Annotated in this window: 13 protein-coding genes and 1 pseudogene; 7 read left to right on the top strand and 7 right to left on the bottom strand. The window is 41.7% G+C overall.

Going from position 1 to position 16,722, the window contains the following annotated elements; translation table 11 throughout:
- Positions 1–18: 18 nt before the first annotated feature.
- Complete coding sequence (locus R8P61_32875) at positions 19–2,355, top strand: glycoside hydrolase family 3 N-terminal domain-containing protein (protein MDW3651914.1); 2,337 nt, start codon at positions 19–21, stop codon at positions 2,353–2,355.
- Between the two features lie 70 nt (positions 2,356–2,425).
- Here the strand turns inward: R8P61_32875 and R8P61_32870 are convergent, their stop codons facing one another.
- The 6 genes from R8P61_32870 to R8P61_32845 all read right to left on the bottom strand — a co-directional run bounded on the left by R8P61_32870 (position 2,426) and on the right by R8P61_32845 (position 9,455).
- The gene (locus tag R8P61_32870; protein MDW3651913.1) at positions 2,426–3,745 is read right to left on the bottom strand and encodes a prolyl oligopeptidase family serine peptidase; all 1,320 of its coding nucleotides are present in this window, start codon (positions 3,743–3,745) and stop codon (positions 2,426–2,428) included.
- A gap of 121 nt (positions 3,746–3,866) precedes the next feature.
- A complete protein-coding gene (locus R8P61_32865) occupies positions 3,867–4,460 on the bottom strand; it encodes a YceI family protein (protein MDW3651912.1) in 594 nt (197 codons plus the stop codon).
- Positions 4,461–4,496: 36 nt separating this feature from the next.
- Entirely contained in the window at positions 4,497–5,138 is a 642-nt protein-coding gene (locus tag R8P61_32860; protein ID MDW3651911.1) for a hypothetical protein, read from the bottom strand.
- 2 nt (positions 5,139–5,140) lie between these two features.
- Complete coding sequence (locus tag R8P61_32855) at positions 5,141–5,560, bottom strand: hypothetical protein (GenBank protein ID MDW3651910.1); 420 nt, start codon at positions 5,558–5,560, stop codon at positions 5,141–5,143.
- Positions 5,561–5,574: 14 nt separating this feature from the next.
- Positions 5,575–6,645: a hypothetical protein gene (locus R8P61_32850; GenBank protein MDW3651909.1), complete on the bottom strand. Its 1,071-nt coding sequence runs from the start codon at positions 6,643–6,645 to the stop codon at positions 5,575–5,577.
- A gap of 185 nt (positions 6,646–6,830) precedes the next feature.
- Entirely contained in the window at positions 6,831–9,455 is a 2,625-nt protein-coding gene (locus R8P61_32845) for a TonB-dependent receptor (protein MDW3651908.1), read from the bottom strand.
- 283 nt (positions 9,456–9,738) lie between these two features.
- Between R8P61_32845 and R8P61_32840 the strand changes: the two genes are divergently transcribed.
- Together R8P61_32840 and R8P61_32835 are read left to right on the top strand one after the other, a co-directional pair.
- Positions 9,739–10,755, top strand: coding sequence for a histidine kinase (locus R8P61_32840; GenBank protein ID MDW3651907.1), 1,017 nt, complete (start codon positions 9,739–9,741; stop codon positions 10,753–10,755).
- A complete protein-coding gene (locus R8P61_32835) occupies positions 10,756–11,478 on the top strand; it encodes a LytTR family DNA-binding domain-containing protein (GenBank protein MDW3651906.1) in 723 nt (240 codons plus the stop codon).
- Positions 11,479–11,559: 81 nt separating this feature from the next.
- Here R8P61_32835 and R8P61_32830 read toward each other — a convergent pair whose 3' ends face one another.
- Positions 11,560–12,465, bottom strand: a complete 906-nt coding sequence (locus R8P61_32830) for a helix-turn-helix domain-containing protein (protein ID MDW3651905.1) — start codon at positions 12,463–12,465, stop codon at positions 11,560–11,562.
- A gap of 186 nt (positions 12,466–12,651) precedes the next feature.
- Between R8P61_32830 and R8P61_32825 the strand changes: the two genes are divergently transcribed.
- The 4 genes and pseudogenes from R8P61_32825 to R8P61_32810 all read left to right on the top strand — a co-directional run bounded on the left by R8P61_32825 (position 12,652) and on the right by R8P61_32810 (position 16,583).
- A complete protein-coding gene (locus tag R8P61_32825) occupies positions 12,652–13,104 on the top strand; it encodes a nuclear transport factor 2 family protein (protein ID MDW3651904.1) in 453 nt (150 codons plus the stop codon).
- 69 nt (positions 13,105–13,173) lie between these two features.
- A complete protein-coding gene (locus R8P61_32820; GenBank protein MDW3651903.1) occupies positions 13,174–13,629 on the top strand; it encodes a (2Fe-2S)-binding protein in 456 nt (151 codons plus the stop codon).
- Between the two features lie 53 nt (positions 13,630–13,682).
- Positions 13,683–15,953, top strand: a complete 2,271-nt coding sequence (locus R8P61_32815) for a molybdopterin cofactor-binding domain-containing protein (protein ID MDW3651902.1) — start codon at positions 13,683–13,685, stop codon at positions 15,951–15,953.
- Positions 15,954–15,967: 14 nt separating this feature from the next.
- A pseudogene (locus tag R8P61_32810) lies at positions 15,968–16,583 on the top strand (molybdopterin cofactor-binding domain-containing protein).
- Positions 16,584–16,722: the final 139 nt, after the last annotated feature.

Below are 16,722 nucleotides of genomic sequence, written 5' to 3'. Positions count from 1 at the left end.
CATTAATTATAATTTTCAATGAAAGCCTCAGCCCCTATTCTAAGTTTATTTTGCATGCTCATGGCCTTATCGTCTTGCGGACCTAAATGGACTGAGACAGAAAAAGAAGGTTTTCATTTGGTTAAAAATGAAGGCGGCCCCACCCTGGGATATAAGCCCACATCAGGGGTAAGCCTCTTAATCGTTGACCGTCTGGCTTTCAAGGATTTGAATAAAAACGACCAACTTGATCCCTACGAAGATTGGCGCTTGACATTTGAGGAGCGTGCTCAAAATCTCGCCTCTCAATTAAGCATAGAAGAAATAGCGGGTCTGATGCTCTACTCTTCCCATCAATCCATTCCTGCCCGATCGAGAGGTTATTTTGCCGGAACCTATGACGGAAAACCCTATACAGAAGGAGAGACAGACCCTAGCAATTTGACCGATCAGCAAAAAAAGTTTTTAGAAGAAGATCATCTGCGTCATGTCTTGCTCACGACAGTCAAAAGTCCGGAGATAGCTGCTAAATGGAACAATAAGCTACAAAGTTTTTGCGAAAGTCTGGGTAAAGGCATCCCTGCCAACAATAGCTCTGACCCTCGACATGGCACACAGGCACGAGCAGAATACGATGCTGCCGCAGGAGGTGAAATATCCATGTGGCCCAGTACTTTGGGCATGGCGGCGACCTTTGATCCCGATCTGGTAGAAAAATTTGGAGATATCGCCTCCAAAGAATACCGTGGATTGGGTATCACGACTGCCCTTTCGCCTCAGATAGACATCGCAACTGAGCCCCGATGGATGCGCTTCAGCGGTACATTTGGCGAGAGCCCAAACTTGTCTGCTGCGATGGCACAAGCCTATTGCGACGGGTTTCAGACTTCTGAAGGAAGCCAGGAACTTGCCAGTGGCTGGGGATTCCATAGCGTAAATGCCATGGTCAAACACTGGCCGGGTGGTGGCTCGGGAGAAGGCGGAAGGGATGCCCATTACGGCTCTGGAAAATATGCGGTTTATCCCGGCAATAATTTTGATACACACCTGATCCCTTTTACAGAAGGAGCTTTCAAATTGAAGGGAAAAACAAAAATTGCTTCCGCTATCATGCCCTACTACACCATTTCATGGAATCAGGACAAAAAGTATGGTGAGAATGTAGGCAATGCCTATAACAAATACTTAATCACCGATTTGTTACGTGAGAAATATGGATATGAGGGTGTAGTTTGTACCGATTGGGGCGTTACCAGCGACCATAATGCTATGGATGTTTTCATTGATGGACATAGCTGGGGAGCTGAAACCCTTTCAGTCGTCGACAGGCACTACAAACTCCTTATGGCTGGAGTTGACCAGTTTGGAGGAAACAACGAGGCCCAACCGATCATCGATGCCTATGAAAAAGGGGTAGCCGAAATGGGAGAAGATCAGATGCGGGCGCGTATGGAACAATCTGCAGTCCGTTTGCTCAAAAACATATTTAGGGTGGGGGTCTTTGAAAATCCTTACCTCGACATACCGGAAACCAAAGCCACAGTTGGCAATCCAGAATTTATGAAGGCTGGATATGAGGCTCAACTTAAATCTATAGTCTTGCTCAAAAATCAGGGAGAGGTTTTGCCCCTTGCAAAGAAAATGACGGTCTATGTACCGAAAAGATACGTACCTGCGAGCCGAAATTTTTTGGGTATGGAGACGCCTGCTTCCAGCGATTATCCGGTAAATCTGGATTTGGTTAAAAAATATTATCATGTAACGGATAAGCCCGGAGAGGCGGATGTGGCATTGGTTTTCATTGAAAATCCAGACGCTACTATTGGCTATGACAAAGCTGAGCTGGCAAAAGGCGGGAATGGGTATATTCCCATTAGCTTGCAATATGGGGATTATAGGGCTACAGAAGCCAGAGCCGTGAGTATAGCCGGTGGCGACCCACTTGAGGATTTCACCAACCGTTCCTACAAAAACAAAAGCACCCAAACGGCCAATAAAACGGATGCGGAACTGGTAGCCCAAACCAAGGCCCTCATGAAGGGCAAACCTGTCATTGTATCTGTCAACACCGGCAATCCTATGGTTTTTTCCGAAATTGAAAAATATGCAGCAGCCATTCTGGTCAACTTCGGGGTTCAGGACCAGGCACTGTTTGATATCATTTCCGGCAAAGCAGAACCCTCCGCTTTGTTACCCATGCAAATGCCCGCAAATATGGCAAGCGTCGAAAAACAGGCTGAGGATGTACCGTTTGATCTGGACCTTTATCAGGATTCAGAAGGGAATGTGTATGATTTTGGCTTTGGATTGAACTGGAAGGGGGTCATTAAGGATGATAGGACAGAGAAATTCCTTGAAAATAAGGTGTTGAATTGAAAAAGAGTTATCTAAGCGTTCGCATAATTTCATATTTATTTTGTTGTAGATTTCGAGACCAAAAGTTGAGTTAATTTTTCGATAAACGTTGGGCCGCTATCCACTCCATAATTGTAACGGGCCTTCCGTTCAACTTCACGGGCATACCATTATAATCCCGTTGGCACTTATTGGCATGTGAGTATATCCATGACCAGTGGCCATTGTAATGAAAATTTTCTCCTCCGAAAAAGCCAGTGATGTCTACCACATGGTCATAAAAGGAAAAATGTACATTTTTTGCCCCAGCAGCTATCAGGCGTTTGTAAAGAGGAACTACTGAGTTTTTGGCAACTGTTACGGAATCATCTTTGGCATGCACAAACCAAATGGGTACATGTTTGATGCTTTCAATTTGTTTGTCAGAGATATATTCAGACTGATAGGCCAGGGCACTTGGGAAAGCTGCTGCAAAGAAATCCGGATAAAGCAGAAGGAGTTTTAATGTCATATATCCTCCGTTGGAGCAACCACCGAGATAGATTCGATTTTGGTCAATATTCGGGTTTTTAATCATATAATCCCTGATGAGCGCCATTAAAGCTTCATTGTACATGTCATTCTCTTTGCCCGTAGTCATTCCTCCAATACCATTATCCATCCAGTAGGTGGGGCTTTGAGGCACCAATACATAAGCACCTCCCAAAAGTACTTGTATTTCGTCCGAAGCGTAGTTGGCTGCGCGATTGGCGATCAATGGAATAGAGGGATCGGTTCCTCCCTCGCCACCGCCATGTAACCAGATAATCAACGGCATTTTTTCTTTAGGTGAATCTGGGACATAGGATGCATAGGACAAGGATTGGGTTTCCTTATGTTTGTATTTGCCACTTAGATCAAAGCGATCGATCAGGGGAATTATTCGATCTCTTTCCTTATTCCAAACCTTCCCGCTGGATTTTGCTGAAATGGTCATTTTGTAATCGATCCAGTTATTACCACTGCACTTTTCATTTCGAGCATACTGAATAGGAGAGCTTAGGGGCATATTAGGAGCTACTGCCAGTACGAGGCTTATATATTTATCTTCAATTGCCTTGGTTCCCTTTGCATCCGATACATAGGCATGTATGACCCTGCGATTGCCAGATGCCTGATCAGTAGGTAGTGTGACACAATCGGTTTTCCGCTCTGCAAAAACTGTAAAATCCTTCCAATCCACAGAATTTACTGGCTCATCCAGAGAAAGGATGACTTTATTGACCGCTGGTCCCCAGTCAAAACCTTCAATTACAGCAGTATAGGTTCCTCCATTTTCGGTAATGATTAGATCATTGGTAGCATAGGTGAATAGAGGATGGATCATACACAATATCATGGCGATCCAGGTAGTACATATTATTTTCTTCATGCTTAAATTCTCTAAATATTTATCGATTCTGCTCTTTACGAATCAATCCCAATTATGTGCAAAAGTGGCGTACTGAGAAATCTTAGTGACCTTTCAGTACGCCAGTTACTCTCTGGAGATTCTATCCTTTCGACAGATTCATCTCTACATTACAAGTAATCTGAATCTCCTGACTTACTACAAGACCGCCAGTTTCTAAGGCTCTGTTAAACTGTATTCCGTATTCGAACCTATCAACGACTCCTGTAATTTTAAATCCGGCCTTTTTACCTCTTTCTCCAAGATCAACGGATCCGTTATACTTTACATCAAACTTGATAGGCTTGGTGACATCTCGCATAGTAAAATCTCCAACCAGGTGGTATTTATCCCCTTCCTTTTGAATTTTTCCTTTGAATTTTAGTTCCGGATATTTTTCCGCATTAAAAAAATCATCGGATTTGAGGTGATTATCTCTCCTTTCATTATCGGTATTTATTGAAGCGACATTTGCAACAAATTCAACCTCGGCACCGGTAAAATCCTCTGAATTCGTAGTTACAGATCCTTCAAATTCTTTGAACTCCCCATCGACTTCGCTGATTAGATAATGTACCGCAGTAAAGCGGATATCTGTGTGACTTTTGTCCACTGTCCATTTAGTTTGGGCTGGCAATAGTTGTAGGCTACTTAATGCAAATACTATAAGTAAGGCTACATTTTTCAATTTTGTCATGTTTAGAAATTTTATAAATAAAACATTAGGATTTAGTTAATCCAATTTAACGTATCGCTCTAACCTATTTAATTCGTCATCATCTACATATTTGCCAATCTCGCGTCTCCAGTGATCCATGTTTTTATAGGGGCGATATTCTTCAAATTCATGTAACATACGCTCACCTACGCCTGGAATACTCAAAATATCTTCCTTGCTGGCCGTATTGAGGTCAATGGGAACAAAAATAAATTGCTCGAAGCGGGCAACTTCATCATCATCTACATATTTGCCGATCTCACGGCGGAACTGAGCCAGTTTCACATAGGGTCTGTATTCTTCAAATTCGTGGGCCATTCTGTTGCCCATACCGGGTACCAGGAGAATCTCTTCTCTGGTGGCCGTATTCAAATTTATCGGAACAAAACATGTTACATAAAACTCTTTTCGTTGGGCTTCAGAAAAGTAGGGACTTAGGTAGCTATTGAGTGCTGAAATACTCAAAAAAGGTCTTTTATCTATGATTCCATCCACAATTTCTTGATTCATATGTGGCAAGGCGAGCAGTTCTTTTTCACTTGCACGATTGGGGTTTAATACGCCATTATTTTTTCCAACTTGTGCATGCGTATGCATAGAAAATATTAAAATGCATGCCAGAATACCGGCTATTTTTGTTTGAACAAATTTCTTCATATTTAATTTGGATTAGGGTTAATTTCTATATCATGATCTTTTAAGGTGTACAGCAATCCTAATAAACCCAGGGCAGTCATCATCCCCGGTGCGAGAACGGGTGTTGCTCCTTTCAGGGTTTTCCAGATGAGTTCCCAACCTTCCATAGAAGGATACATTTCGAGTTCAAATTCAAGATTTCCATTGTAATGCAAGCCTATTCCTGCAAAGCCAGAAATAATAAATAGCCCCATGACTAATTGGAATGATCTTCGACTTAGCTTACGGTCATCAAGGTAATACCAAACAAGCACAACAAGGCTTACGGGCATAAGTATGATGGGGACTTGCTGCCAGAATCCTTCTGTATGTTCCAGCAGAAATAATTCGGCAACTGAACCGAAAAGGCTAAACAGAAATATGGCAAGTAAATATTTATGCATGACAATTTTCAAATTCATCTACCATACCAACTTTCAATGACTTTCAGACCCTCTGCCTTGGGTGTAAAACTAAGGGGGGAAGATCTTCTCTCTCGTCCTGTTTGAGTTGCATAGTTTTCAGGCGTCCATTTCCACAGAAAGACACCAGCCAGCCACTCTTCCTTCCAGAAACTTTCAAACATAGCTTGGTAGCATTTTGCTTGTGTCTCCGTAGAAATTTCTGTTTCAGCTACTTCGCCACGTTTTTCCCACTCCCAGGGCTTTATTGCAGCATCTTTGCTACTCCGGTATCCAATTTCTGTAAATACTATGGGTTTTTGCCACTTGGTATGCAATTGTTTGAGGCTGCGATAATGAGGCGTCCAGCCCTTTTTCAGTTCTTTTAAAGAAGGATTTTCCTTATTTGTAAGAGGAAAGTAGGCCTGCAAACCAATAAAGTCCAGGGCATCCCAAAACTTAATTTCTTCATATTCCTTGTAAAAATTGGCTGCATAGGTGAGCTTTCCGGAATACACTTTTCGGATGTTGGCTATAATCTGCCTCCATTCATTCTCATGCTGTGAAGATGCAATATAAAGTTCTGTGCCTATGCAAAGCCCTTCAAAACCATGGGTTTCTGCGAGCCTTGCATGATGTAAGATAAAGGCCTCATACTGATCAAACCATTGCTGCCATTCCTGAGGACTATTCATTTCTATATCCGAGCGCCACTTCCCATTAGCTCGGGTCAGCCAGATATGGGGCTTGAGTAAGGTTTTGATGCCTTTTTCTCTAGCCAGCTTGGCTGTATGTGCCAGACCTGCATCCCGCTCGCCCCACATGCCTCGATTGCTATGAAAGGCAATTTCGGGGCTGTCATGTCCAGCTTGCCAGCCGAAAGGAGTCTGCGATATCCAGTTCACATGATGCTTTGAGAGGCTTTGAATGTGATCTGCTTGGGTAGTGTCACGTGTCGCCTCCCAGCAAACGCCCTTTATCTTCTCTAGACTAGATAGCTCGTCTGTTTTTGCAGGTGATTCCAGGGCCTTATATATGCCTGTCCCACCTAGTAGCAAAACCAGAGATAAGACAATTAAATTTTTCATTTTGAGAAATTTGTTAAGCAAAATTAGATAGTTTTATGTTAAAGACCTGGGCAAAAAATCAAGATCTATATGTAAAAAACTACCCTGTCATTCCTGCTAAGTTGACAAAAGTTGGCGGATATTTTTTCTCCTACTGGTCAAAAAAATTCCGCCACGATAGCCGCTTTAGTTTTTATATGTTTCCCTTATCTATGCTCTTTCTCTTGTTTTTTGACTCTTTTTTTAAGCGCTTTCTTTTTATCTTTCGCAGCCTTTTTAACAACTTTTCCAGCCCTTCTTCCCTGGCCTTGCCGTCCTACACTGGCTCCAGAATTTCCCCCACCCATAGAATCGTTGCCTCCCTGCATAAGGTCATCATTTCGAACAGATCTTGTCTTTCGCCGTGCATCTTTCATTTCTAGGGTTCCAAACTTATAAGTGAAATTGACTTTTATATTTCTGTTAAACAAAAGCATACTATTGCTCTGGCTAAAGATAGGGGAATTCAATTCTGATCTTACATTCCAACCTTTGCCTGCGAAGTTCTCCGCGGCTATCCCCAAACTGCCTTTTTTGTTGTTAAAGTCTTTATTCATTCCCAGGCCATACATCCCAAAACCTCCGCGGCTACCTTGCAACTCTACTCGCCTTCCACGCATAAAACTAAAAGCCTGAATACTCCATCCACTATTGAACGAGACCTGGGACATGAGTCTACCCCCAAAGTTGTAGCCAGAATTTTTGGCTGTTTCGCTTGTACCATTTATGCTCTGCACCTGTCCTTCAATTGTTGCATAATATATGTCAAATCCTCCATTAATGGTCCAGGTAGGTGTCAGGTAGACATTTGCAAAAACATTAGTTCCCAAAGCCTTTTCTTTTCCAATGTTCTCATAAGTAGTCAAGATAGCACCGCTGATGGAATCGAGCGGATACCGCACCCGGTTAATGGCGTTTTCAGTTAGCCTACCAAAAACTGACACATTCAAATAGGTTTTCTTCAAATTGGTACTTACGCCCAACTCAATGTTATCGGTCAATTCAGGTGTGAGCTTAGGATTTCCCACCTGTATATCTTGACTGTTTTGTACATCTACATTGGGGTTTAGTTGACGTAACCATGGCCTTTGAATCCGGCGGTTATAGCCTAATTTCAGGGTAGTCTTTGGTCCCAATTTTTTAGAAATATTCAAGCTTGGAACAATATTGCTGTAATCAGGGATTTCGATTTCTGACTCGTCCTGTGTAGCATCTATATAGGTTCTTTCCCATCGCACACCTCCTTTGAAAGTATAATCACCTGCTACTGAAAGGGTATAGGAAGTATAGGCAGCTGTGACATTTTGTCCATAGTCAAGGGTACCAGCAGGACGGCTTATGTCCAGGCTAAAGTCTTCAGAAGCTGTAGCAACCAGGTAGGAATAATCACTATTTACCATGCGGAAAATTCCCTTTGCTCCTACCTCAAAGATTTGTTTATCTCCTATTGGGGTAATAAAATCTGTTTGGACGGTAACTTCCTGGTTTAAGCTATTGTCCCGGTTTTTTAGACTATTCAAAACCTCGTTGTTATCACTCAGGTTGTCAGAAACGAAGTTATTATTCATATCATCTCGACTATATAAGGTCGAAATGCTCCATTCTTGTTGGGGTTTAAAAACCTTGAGATAATCCAGGTTGACATCTACAGAACCAGAATATCGGGTACTGCTAATGTCCCTTAAGCTTGAATTTTGCAATACCTCATTGACAAATACTTCTGTACTTTGAAGTTGATCTCTTGAAAACCTCCGTATTCCATATCGCACATTTCCTGATATAAACTGGGTTTTATCTATATCATAGTCAAAACCCAGGCTGTATCGACCAAAAATACCATTATCAGTAGCATCAGCCTGTTGATGGCTTAGATTTCTTATCCCATTGAAAGTAGTCATTTGTGTCATTTCAGTCTCAGCTTTGTTATAAAAAGCCCGACCATGGCCTCCAAGGCTAAGGCCAAATTTCCCTTTTCGATAGCTTCCATTTAAGCCGAGGTTAGATCCTCTTAGGCCTATGCCTGTGTTGAGATTTAAATAATATCCCTCCAGGTTGTTTTTCTTGGTGATGATATTGATAATCCCGGCTGACCCTTCTGCATCGTATTTTGCAGAGGGAGAAGTAATAACTTCTACTTTCTTGATCATATCAGCGGGAATCATTTTCAATGCATCTGCAACGCTGGCCGCCATAATGGTTGAAGGCTTGTTATTAATGAGCACCCGAATATTTGAACTTCCTCTGAGGGAAAGATTTCCCTCCAGATCTACCTGCAACAAGGGAACCTTCCGCATGACATCAGTAGCGTCTCCGCCTTTGGCAAGTATGTCTTTTTCTGCATTATAGACCAATCTATCTACTTTTTCCTCAATCAAGGAAGTTTGGCCTGAGATGGTTACTTCATCCAAGGTTAAGGCGGCCCCATTAAGGGTAATATCTCCCAGATCCAGGGTATTTCCTTTTTCAATAAGCAGCTCTGAAATTATCTTTTTCTCATAGCTCAGGTGGGATATTTCTAGTTTGTAAGTTCCATCTGCCAATCCTGCCAAGCTAAATTTCCCCTTATTGTCTGTAATCGTTCCATCAATTAGTTTTTCACTTTGTTGGTGAAAAAGCGTAAGTGTCGCAAATTCCAAAGTGATGCCTTCTTCTGCTTCCAGAACAGCACCCATAATTTTCCCTTTTCCTTTTATAGAATTTCCTGTAGGTGTAGCAGACGCTGTGCCCGGTAATTGGGCATAGGTGCTAAGGCATAGAAAGAGATTTGTGATGATTAGAAACACATTTTTCATTTTTGGCAATGTTTGAGATACACTTTTTTACTGAAATCTGATTTAAAATTTCATGAAGATTTTGAGGTTGAAAATCTACTATCAACCCTCGAAATCAAACTTATCTCAGCTTATTAACATCACCTAAAAAATTCGTTGAACGCCCATTTTATTAGGGGAACTGTATAATTTCCTCTTAACTTTCGAAAGCGGTTGTTTGACCCGGAAAAAGAGTAGTTGAACGAATCTATTCATTATAAATAGTCAAAGCCCTTAGATTTGAAAACTAAAACAGGCAAAATCTATGATGCAGAAGTTTCTTCATAGCATTTCTAAAGAGGCACTCTTTCAGGTCATACTGATTGGGATCCTCTATGTGAGCGTTGTTTTTAATAAAAAAAATCCGGAGATCAACCTTTCTGATTCTCTTTTCTTTTTCAATTATGTTCTTGCTGCATTGGCAATTGGTTACATTCTCCTTCCCCGATTTTTTTATAAAAAGGAATATAGATATTTTGCTCTTGGAGTTATTGCTATTTTAATTGTAGTGGTAATCATAGAGGAATTTGTACTTGAAAAAATATTCTATCCCGACTCCAGAGGTAGTTTCTTTCCAGGGGTTTTGCCGACACTATTTGAAGTCCTGCCCATCATTTTAATCCTGGTAGGATTTAAATTTGGCTGGGATGCCCAGAGAAAGCAAAGTGAATTGGAAAAACTTAATACCATTGTGGCAGAAAGTCGTTTGCAGTTTTTAAAATCACAGATTAATCCTCACTTTTTATTTAATAACCTCAATAATTTATATTCCCTTTCCTTAGAAAATTCTCCTAAAACTTCAGGCATTATTTTGGAATTATCCTCCTTGCTACGCTATATGCTCTATGATAGCCAGGAAGATTTTGTAGCCGTTGATAAGGAAATAAAATGTCTGGACGATTTTGTGCGGCTCCAAACCTTACAGATAGGCGATAGAGGAAACATTGAATTTTCGGTTACAGGGAAGGCAGGATCACAGGTAATTGCTCCCTTATTATTGATCGTTTTTGCAGAAAATTGCTTTAAGCATAGCACTTCGAGCCTGTCAGATGGAATTTTTATTCAGATAGACTTGAACATCATGGATGGAAAGCTAATCATGCAATGCAATAACACTTTTTCACCAAATACTAACACCGAAAAACTATCTAAGGGTATAGGATTGGAAAACGTGAAATCGAGATTGGAATTGCTGTATCCTGACGCACATATTTTGAAAATAAGCAGCGATGAAAATGTTTTCCAAGTGTATCTTGAATTAAGACTTAAAGAAATACAATAAATGCTCTCTTGTATCATTATAGAAGACCAGCCCCTGGCACAAAAAGTCTTAAAGAGGTACATTGAGGATATGGGCCATCTAGAGCTCATTGGCACTTTTGCAGATGCCCTCAGCGCACTAGAGTTCCTGAAAAACCATTCCGTTGAGTTAATATTTCTCGATATTCATTTGCCCAAAATATCCGGTATTGATTTTTTGAAAATTGTCTCGCCAAGGCCTAAAATTATCCTTACTACTGCATTCTCGGATTATGCAATTCAAAGCTATGAACTAGATGTGGTAGATTATCTGCTTAAACCTTTTTCTTTTGAGCGCTTCGTTCAAGCTGTATCGAAGGTAATTTATACAGCTGATAAAACCCCTTCTCAGCAGGTCTCTGCTCCCGAAGAAGGGGCAGAAAAGCGAGAAAATTTCATATTTGTGAAAACAGGTTCTGAATATCAAAAATTAGCTATTAGCTCTATACAGCTTATCAAAGCCGATGGCGATTATACCCGGATTTTTACGAAGGAAAAGAAATATCTCGTTTCACATCCTTTAAGGTATTGGCTGGAGAAATTAGATGCCAAATGGTTTTCTCAGATTCACAAATCCTATCTGGTCAATGTTCAGCATATTGATAAAGTTTCTGGAAATCAGGTGTATGTTGGAGAGGGTATATTGCCTATCGGCAGAACCTTTAAAGAATCATTTTTTGTGAAGTATTTGGAGGATGCGAGCTAAGAACATGGAACGTGATATCCAGATGCCAGGGAGTAGGTGAGTGGATTGAAAAAAAATCATTGTACGCGCTTTAGCTTAATATCAATTCAAGGTTCTGTATACATTGGGTGTTTGCCCAACCCGTTGTTTAAATAGCCTTGTAAAATGCTGCGGATACTTAAATCCGAGTTCATAGGCTATTTCGCTAATGGATTTATGAGAATCGAAAACCTTTTGCTTTGCCAGGTCAATAATTTTTGCATGGATGTGTTCAAGGGCACTTTTTCCCGTTTCCTTTTTAACCAAATCGCCAAAATAGTTCGAAGACAGATGTTGTTCTTCAGCAAAGTAACTTACCGTTGGCATTCCCAATTCTATGGTTTTTTCTGTTTTAAAGTAGGCCTGCAAGGAAGATTCGAACTTCGCAACGACCCCCAGGTTTACTGTATCACGAGTGATAAATTGACGGTCGTAAAAACGGGTGCAATAATTTAGGAAGAGTTCGATGTTGGACAAAATAAGCTGCTTGCTGTGTTTGTCTATACCCTGAGATAACTCATAATGAATTTTGTCAAGGCAGTCCAATACAATTTGCCTCTCGCGTTGGGAGAGGTGAAGCGCCTCGCGCAATCCATAGGAGAAAAATGAGTAATTCTCTATGTTTTTTCCCAGATTCGAGCCCAGAAGCAGGTCCGGATGAAATAATAGGGCATGTCCAGAGGGCTTAAAATCTGAACCGATCTGTGTTATATTTACGACTTGCTCAGGGCCAATAAATACCAGGGTTCCATCCTGAAAATCGTAATTCTGACGGCCATATTTCAAAATACAATTCTTCTCCTGCTTTAGAAATACTGCATAAAAATGATATCGGACTGCTTCGATTTTTTCTTGGATACTGAGGCTGCCCTCGGAGAGATCCAAGACAGCAACTAGTGGATGCAATACAGTTAGATTAAGGCCTGCGCAATAATCATTGATCGTTTCCAAATCCTTTATTTCTTTCATATCGAATTTCATTGATCGAAAATAGTAATATAATATCATCGAACTTATATAATAAGTTAGCAATCCGTAAAAATGGTAAGCATACCCGTAATTCGGGTAGGTCTAAAGATGGGAGTGATTTATATTTTCATAGATCAATTTACAACAGAATAAATGGGATGGATATAACCTGAAATAATACCTTTTATGAAAATATCAATTATCGGACTGTTTTTAGTTTTAATCAGTGCACAATTTTCCTTTGCGCAAGATGCTAGCCTGGAACAGGAAATCAAAGATCTCTGCAAAGCCAAATGGCAATGGATGGCTGACAAAGATGTGGATAAACTCGCCGAACTCTTTGACGACAGATCAAAATTTGTCCACATGAGCGGATCCTGGAAAAAGGACAGGGAACTGGAAATCATTGAATCAGGCAGTATCTGGTACAAAAAAGCCGATGTCCACGATGTAGCGGTAGAAATTTTTGGCAACACCGCTGTCCTCTGGAATCGCATCACCTTAATGGCACACGTGAGAGGAAATGATGTTTCTAACGAATTTACCGTTACCGAAATCTATCAAAAACAAGGGGATGATTGGAAATTACTGGACCTGACCTTTAGCAGTGTGCGAGATACTCATAAGATTGAACATTAGCAGACTCCCTCGATAATTAGTATCTTTTACAAGCGAACCAAGACTTTATCAATTCCAATAATCTTCATCATGGCAATATTCAACCTAAATATAAACGGCAAAACCCAGGAAGTAGATGCAGATCCTGCAACCCCCATGCTCTGGGTGCTAAGAGATCACCTCAACCTGGTAGGCACCAAATACGGTTGTGGTATAGCTCAATGTGGTGCTTGCACGATTCATCTTGACGGGGCAGCGATACGCTCTTGTCAGATGCCCATTTCGGCAGTAAGCGATAAGGCAATCACCACCATAGAAGGATTATCTGAAAATGGAGATCATCCCCTCCAAAAAGCCTGGCTGGAACATGATGTTCCTCAATGCGGATACTGCCAGGCAGGACAGATCATGAGTGCAGCATCCTTATTGAAAGACAATCCCAATCCCAGCGATGCGGAAATTGATGCTAGCATGAGCGGCAATATCTGCCGGTGTGGAACCTATTTGAGAATCAAAGCCGCAATCAAAACGGCTGCTAATTCTTAAATGATAGGTTGATGATCTCTTACAAACATTACTTTCCCAAAGCAAAAAATAACATGTCTCTTATAAGAACTTCCCATAACCGACGATCCTTTTTAAAAACCTCTGCCTTGGCAGGAGGAGGACTGATGATCAGTTTTAGTTATCTGGCTGCTTGTGTTTCTCCAGCTGAAGAAACTTTGGAAATGCCCAAAGAATGGTTTGACTTCAACAGTTATTTGAAAATCGGGGACAATGGGGTTGTTACCATTTTCTCCCCCAATCCTGAATTTGGGCAAAATGTGATCACCTCCATGCCTATGATCGTGGCGGAAGAATTGGATGTGGATTGGAAAAATGTCCTGGTAGAACAAGCGCCTTATAGTCCGGAAAAATATCCGCGTGCGCCCTTTGGCCAGTTTACAGGAGGTAGTCGAGGCATTATGTCCAAATGGAAACCGCTACGCATGGCAGGGGCAAGTGCCAAATACATGCTAAAAGAAGCGGCGGCAAAGGCCTGGCAGGTTCCATCGGCTGAAATAACTACAATAGATGGTGTTTTGCATCATAAAGCAAGTGGGAAATCAGCAGGATATGGAGAAATGGCTGCAGGAGCTGCCCAAATCCCTGTGCCAGAAGAATTGCCATTGAAGGACCCAAAAGACTTTAAAATCATAGGCCATTCTAAAAAGAATGTAGTCGGTAAGAAAATCGTTACAGGCAAGCCTTTGTTTGGCGTAGATTATCAGAAAGAAGGCATGCTGATAGCCATGATAGAGCATCCACCTGCATTTGGGATGACCCTGAAGTCCATAGCGAATGCGGAGGAGGTCAAGGCCATGTCGGGTATAAAAGAGGTCTTTTCCTTTACTACCTATAATGAGGATTTCAAAAGAGGCGGATTTGATACCAATGCTTTTCCCGAATTGATCGCCATAGTCGGAAATTCGACCTGGGAGGTAATGAATGCGAAAAAAGCCTTACAGGTAAACTGGAAACCCACGACTGATTCTACAATAACCATGAGCGCTTTTGGGAGAGACAGAGAGGTGCATATACCTGGCGGACTGGAAAACACTGTCGAACACTATTCACAAATGGAAGCCTTAATGGCAAAACCTGGCAGGGTAGTACGCAAAGATGGCAAGCCGGAAGAGGCTTTTAAAAAGGCTGCTAAGGTTATCGAACGGACCTATTCTGCCCCTTATCTTGCCCACAATTGCATGGAACCCATGAATTTCTTTGCAGATGTGAAAGAAGATCGTGCCCATGTGGCCGGTCCATTGCAAGGCCCGGGACTTATCGAGCCTGCACTGGCTGACCGACTCGGCATAGCTGAAGAAAATATCGAAATTGAAATGACCCGAATGGGAGGTGGTTTTGGCCGTCGTGCATATTCAGCTCACCTGGTAGAGGCTGCCGTTATTTCTCAACTGGTGAAAGCACCCGTTAAGCTGATGTACACTCGCGAGGATGATATGACAAATGGCATTTATCGTCCGACTTATCAGGCAACTTATAGAGCTGCTTTTGATGAAAATCAGCAATTGCTTGCCTTGCATATAAAAGCAGGAGGTGTTCCTGAAAGTCCCTTATTCGCCAATCGTTTCCCCGCAGGGTCTATTGATAATTATCTTGCAGAAGAATTTTCCATAGAATCAAATATCACCACAGGTGCCTTTAGGGCTCCACGCTCGAATTTTATGGCAGGAGCAGAACAATCGTTTTTGGATGAAATTGCAGATGTAATGGGAAAAGATCCTATAGCATTTCGCCTGGAATTGTTGAAACGTGCGAAAGAAAACCCAGTCGGCGAAAGAAATGACTACGACCCGGAACGCTACGCAGGAGTATTAACATTGGTCAGAGATAAGTCTGCCTGGGGTAAAAATGATGCAAATCTTCATAGAGGAGTTTCTGCCTATTTCTGCCATAATTCCTACGCAGCACATGTGCTGGATTTAAAAATGGAAGACGGAAAACCCATTGTGCAGAAGGTTACCTGTGCCATTGATTGTGGGATCGTGGTGAATCCAGATGCTGCCACCAATATGGCAGAAGGAGGCATTACAGATGGTATAGGAAATGCTTTTTTTGGAGAAATGACCTTTATCAAAGGAGTTCCTCAAAAGAATAATTTCCACCAGTATCGCATGATACGGATGAACGAAGCTCCTAAAGATATAGAGGTACATTTTGTACAGAACGAAATTGATCCAACAGGACTCGGCGAGCCACCGTTTCCACCCATCTTTGGTGCTGTAGCAAATGCGATGTATAAGGCAACTGGTGAGCGACATTATCAGCAACCTTTCCTCCAAGAAAAGAGAAATTTGATCAAGGGCTAGTAGATGAAAAATACATTGGCTCCTTTCAGGTGCCCAAGTCTAACTTTAGCGCAGCAGCCGAATAGTCTTTTGGGGATGAAGTTCCAGAAATGGCGGGTAAAGACAAGACCCCATCGAATTTCGACTGGAATTCCTTGAACGTGCTGGCAAAAACCCTGTTGGAGAAAGGAATGCTTATGAAGCTACGCGCTATACGGGTGTTCTCAAATTGCTGAAAGAAAAATCAGGATGGGGGAATAATCAGGCGTCCGGTGTTCATCGGGGTGTTTCTGCTTACTTCTGTCATAATTCCTATGCAGCGCAAGTGGTTGATTTGGTTATTAAAGAGGGTAAACCTGTGATACAAAACGTCTGCTGTGCGGTTGATTTTGGCATAGTTGTAAATCCCGATGCTGCGTCGAATTTGTCAGGAGGAGCCATTGTAGATGGGATTGGCAATGCCCTTTTTGGTGAATTGACCTTTAATGAAGGGGTGCCGGGAAAAATAACTTTCATCAATATCGCATGATTCGTATGGGAGAGGCTCCAAAGAAAATTGAAGTTCACTTCGTGTAGAACGAAATTGATCCAACAGGTTTAGGTGATCCTTCATTTCCACCTGTTTTTGGGGCCTTAGGGAATGCCTTATAACAGGCAACGGGTAAGCGGTATTATGATCAGCCATTTACGAATGGGGTATTAGGTGTTTCCTCAATAAACGGACGTAATTTACCGCACCAACTAAATTTTGTCATTTCAAAAACGAATCCCCAAGCCAGTTCGTAAAGAA

It is taken from the genome of Bacteroidia bacterium, assembly GCA_033391075.1.
In the GTDB taxonomy this organism is placed as follows: Bacteria; Bacteroidota; Bacteroidia; order J057; family J057; genus JAWPMV01.
This window is presented reverse-complemented; position numbering and strand designations above follow the sequence as displayed.

What these genes read in the sequence shown, in the direction of transcription:
- R8P61_32875 (MDW3651914.1), top strand. Translation starts at nt 19, where the DNA reads ATGAAAGCCTCAGCCCCTATTCTAAGTTTATTTTGCATGCTCATGGCC.
- R8P61_32870 (MDW3651913.1), bottom strand. Translation starts at nt 3,745, where the DNA reads ATGAAGAAAATAATATGTACTACCTGGATCGCCATGATATTGTGTATG.
- R8P61_32865 (MDW3651912.1), bottom strand. Translation starts at nt 4,460, where the DNA reads ATGACAAAATTGAAAAATGTAGCCTTACTTATAGTATTTGCATTAAGT.
- R8P61_32860 (MDW3651911.1), bottom strand. Translation starts at nt 5,138, where the DNA reads ATGAAGAAATTTGTTCAAACAAAAATAGCCGGTATTCTGGCATGCATT.
- R8P61_32855 (MDW3651910.1), bottom strand. Translation starts at nt 5,560, where the DNA reads ATGCATAAATATTTACTTGCCATATTTCTGTTTAGCCTTTTCGGTTCA.
- R8P61_32850 (MDW3651909.1), bottom strand. Translation starts at nt 6,645, where the DNA reads ATGAAAAATTTAATTGTCTTATCTCTGGTTTTGCTACTAGGTGGGACA.
- R8P61_32845 (MDW3651908.1), bottom strand. Translation starts at nt 9,455, where the DNA reads ATGAAAAATGTGTTTCTAATCATCACAAATCTCTTTCTATGCCTTAGC.
- R8P61_32840 (MDW3651907.1), top strand. Translation starts at nt 9,739, where the DNA reads ATGATGCAGAAGTTTCTTCATAGCATTTCTAAAGAGGCACTCTTTCAG.
- R8P61_32835 (MDW3651906.1), top strand. Translation starts at nt 10,756, where the DNA reads ATGCTCTCTTGTATCATTATAGAAGACCAGCCCCTGGCACAAAAAGTC.
- R8P61_32830 (MDW3651905.1), bottom strand. Translation starts at nt 12,465, where the DNA reads ATGAAAGAAATAAAGGATTTGGAAACGATCAATGATTATTGCGCAGGC.
- R8P61_32825 (MDW3651904.1), top strand. Translation starts at nt 12,652, where the DNA reads ATGAAAATATCAATTATCGGACTGTTTTTAGTTTTAATCAGTGCACAA.
- R8P61_32820 (MDW3651903.1), top strand. Translation starts at nt 13,174, where the DNA reads ATGGCAATATTCAACCTAAATATAAACGGCAAAACCCAGGAAGTAGAT.
- R8P61_32815 (MDW3651902.1), top strand. Translation starts at nt 13,683, where the DNA reads ATGTCTCTTATAAGAACTTCCCATAACCGACGATCCTTTTTAAAAACC.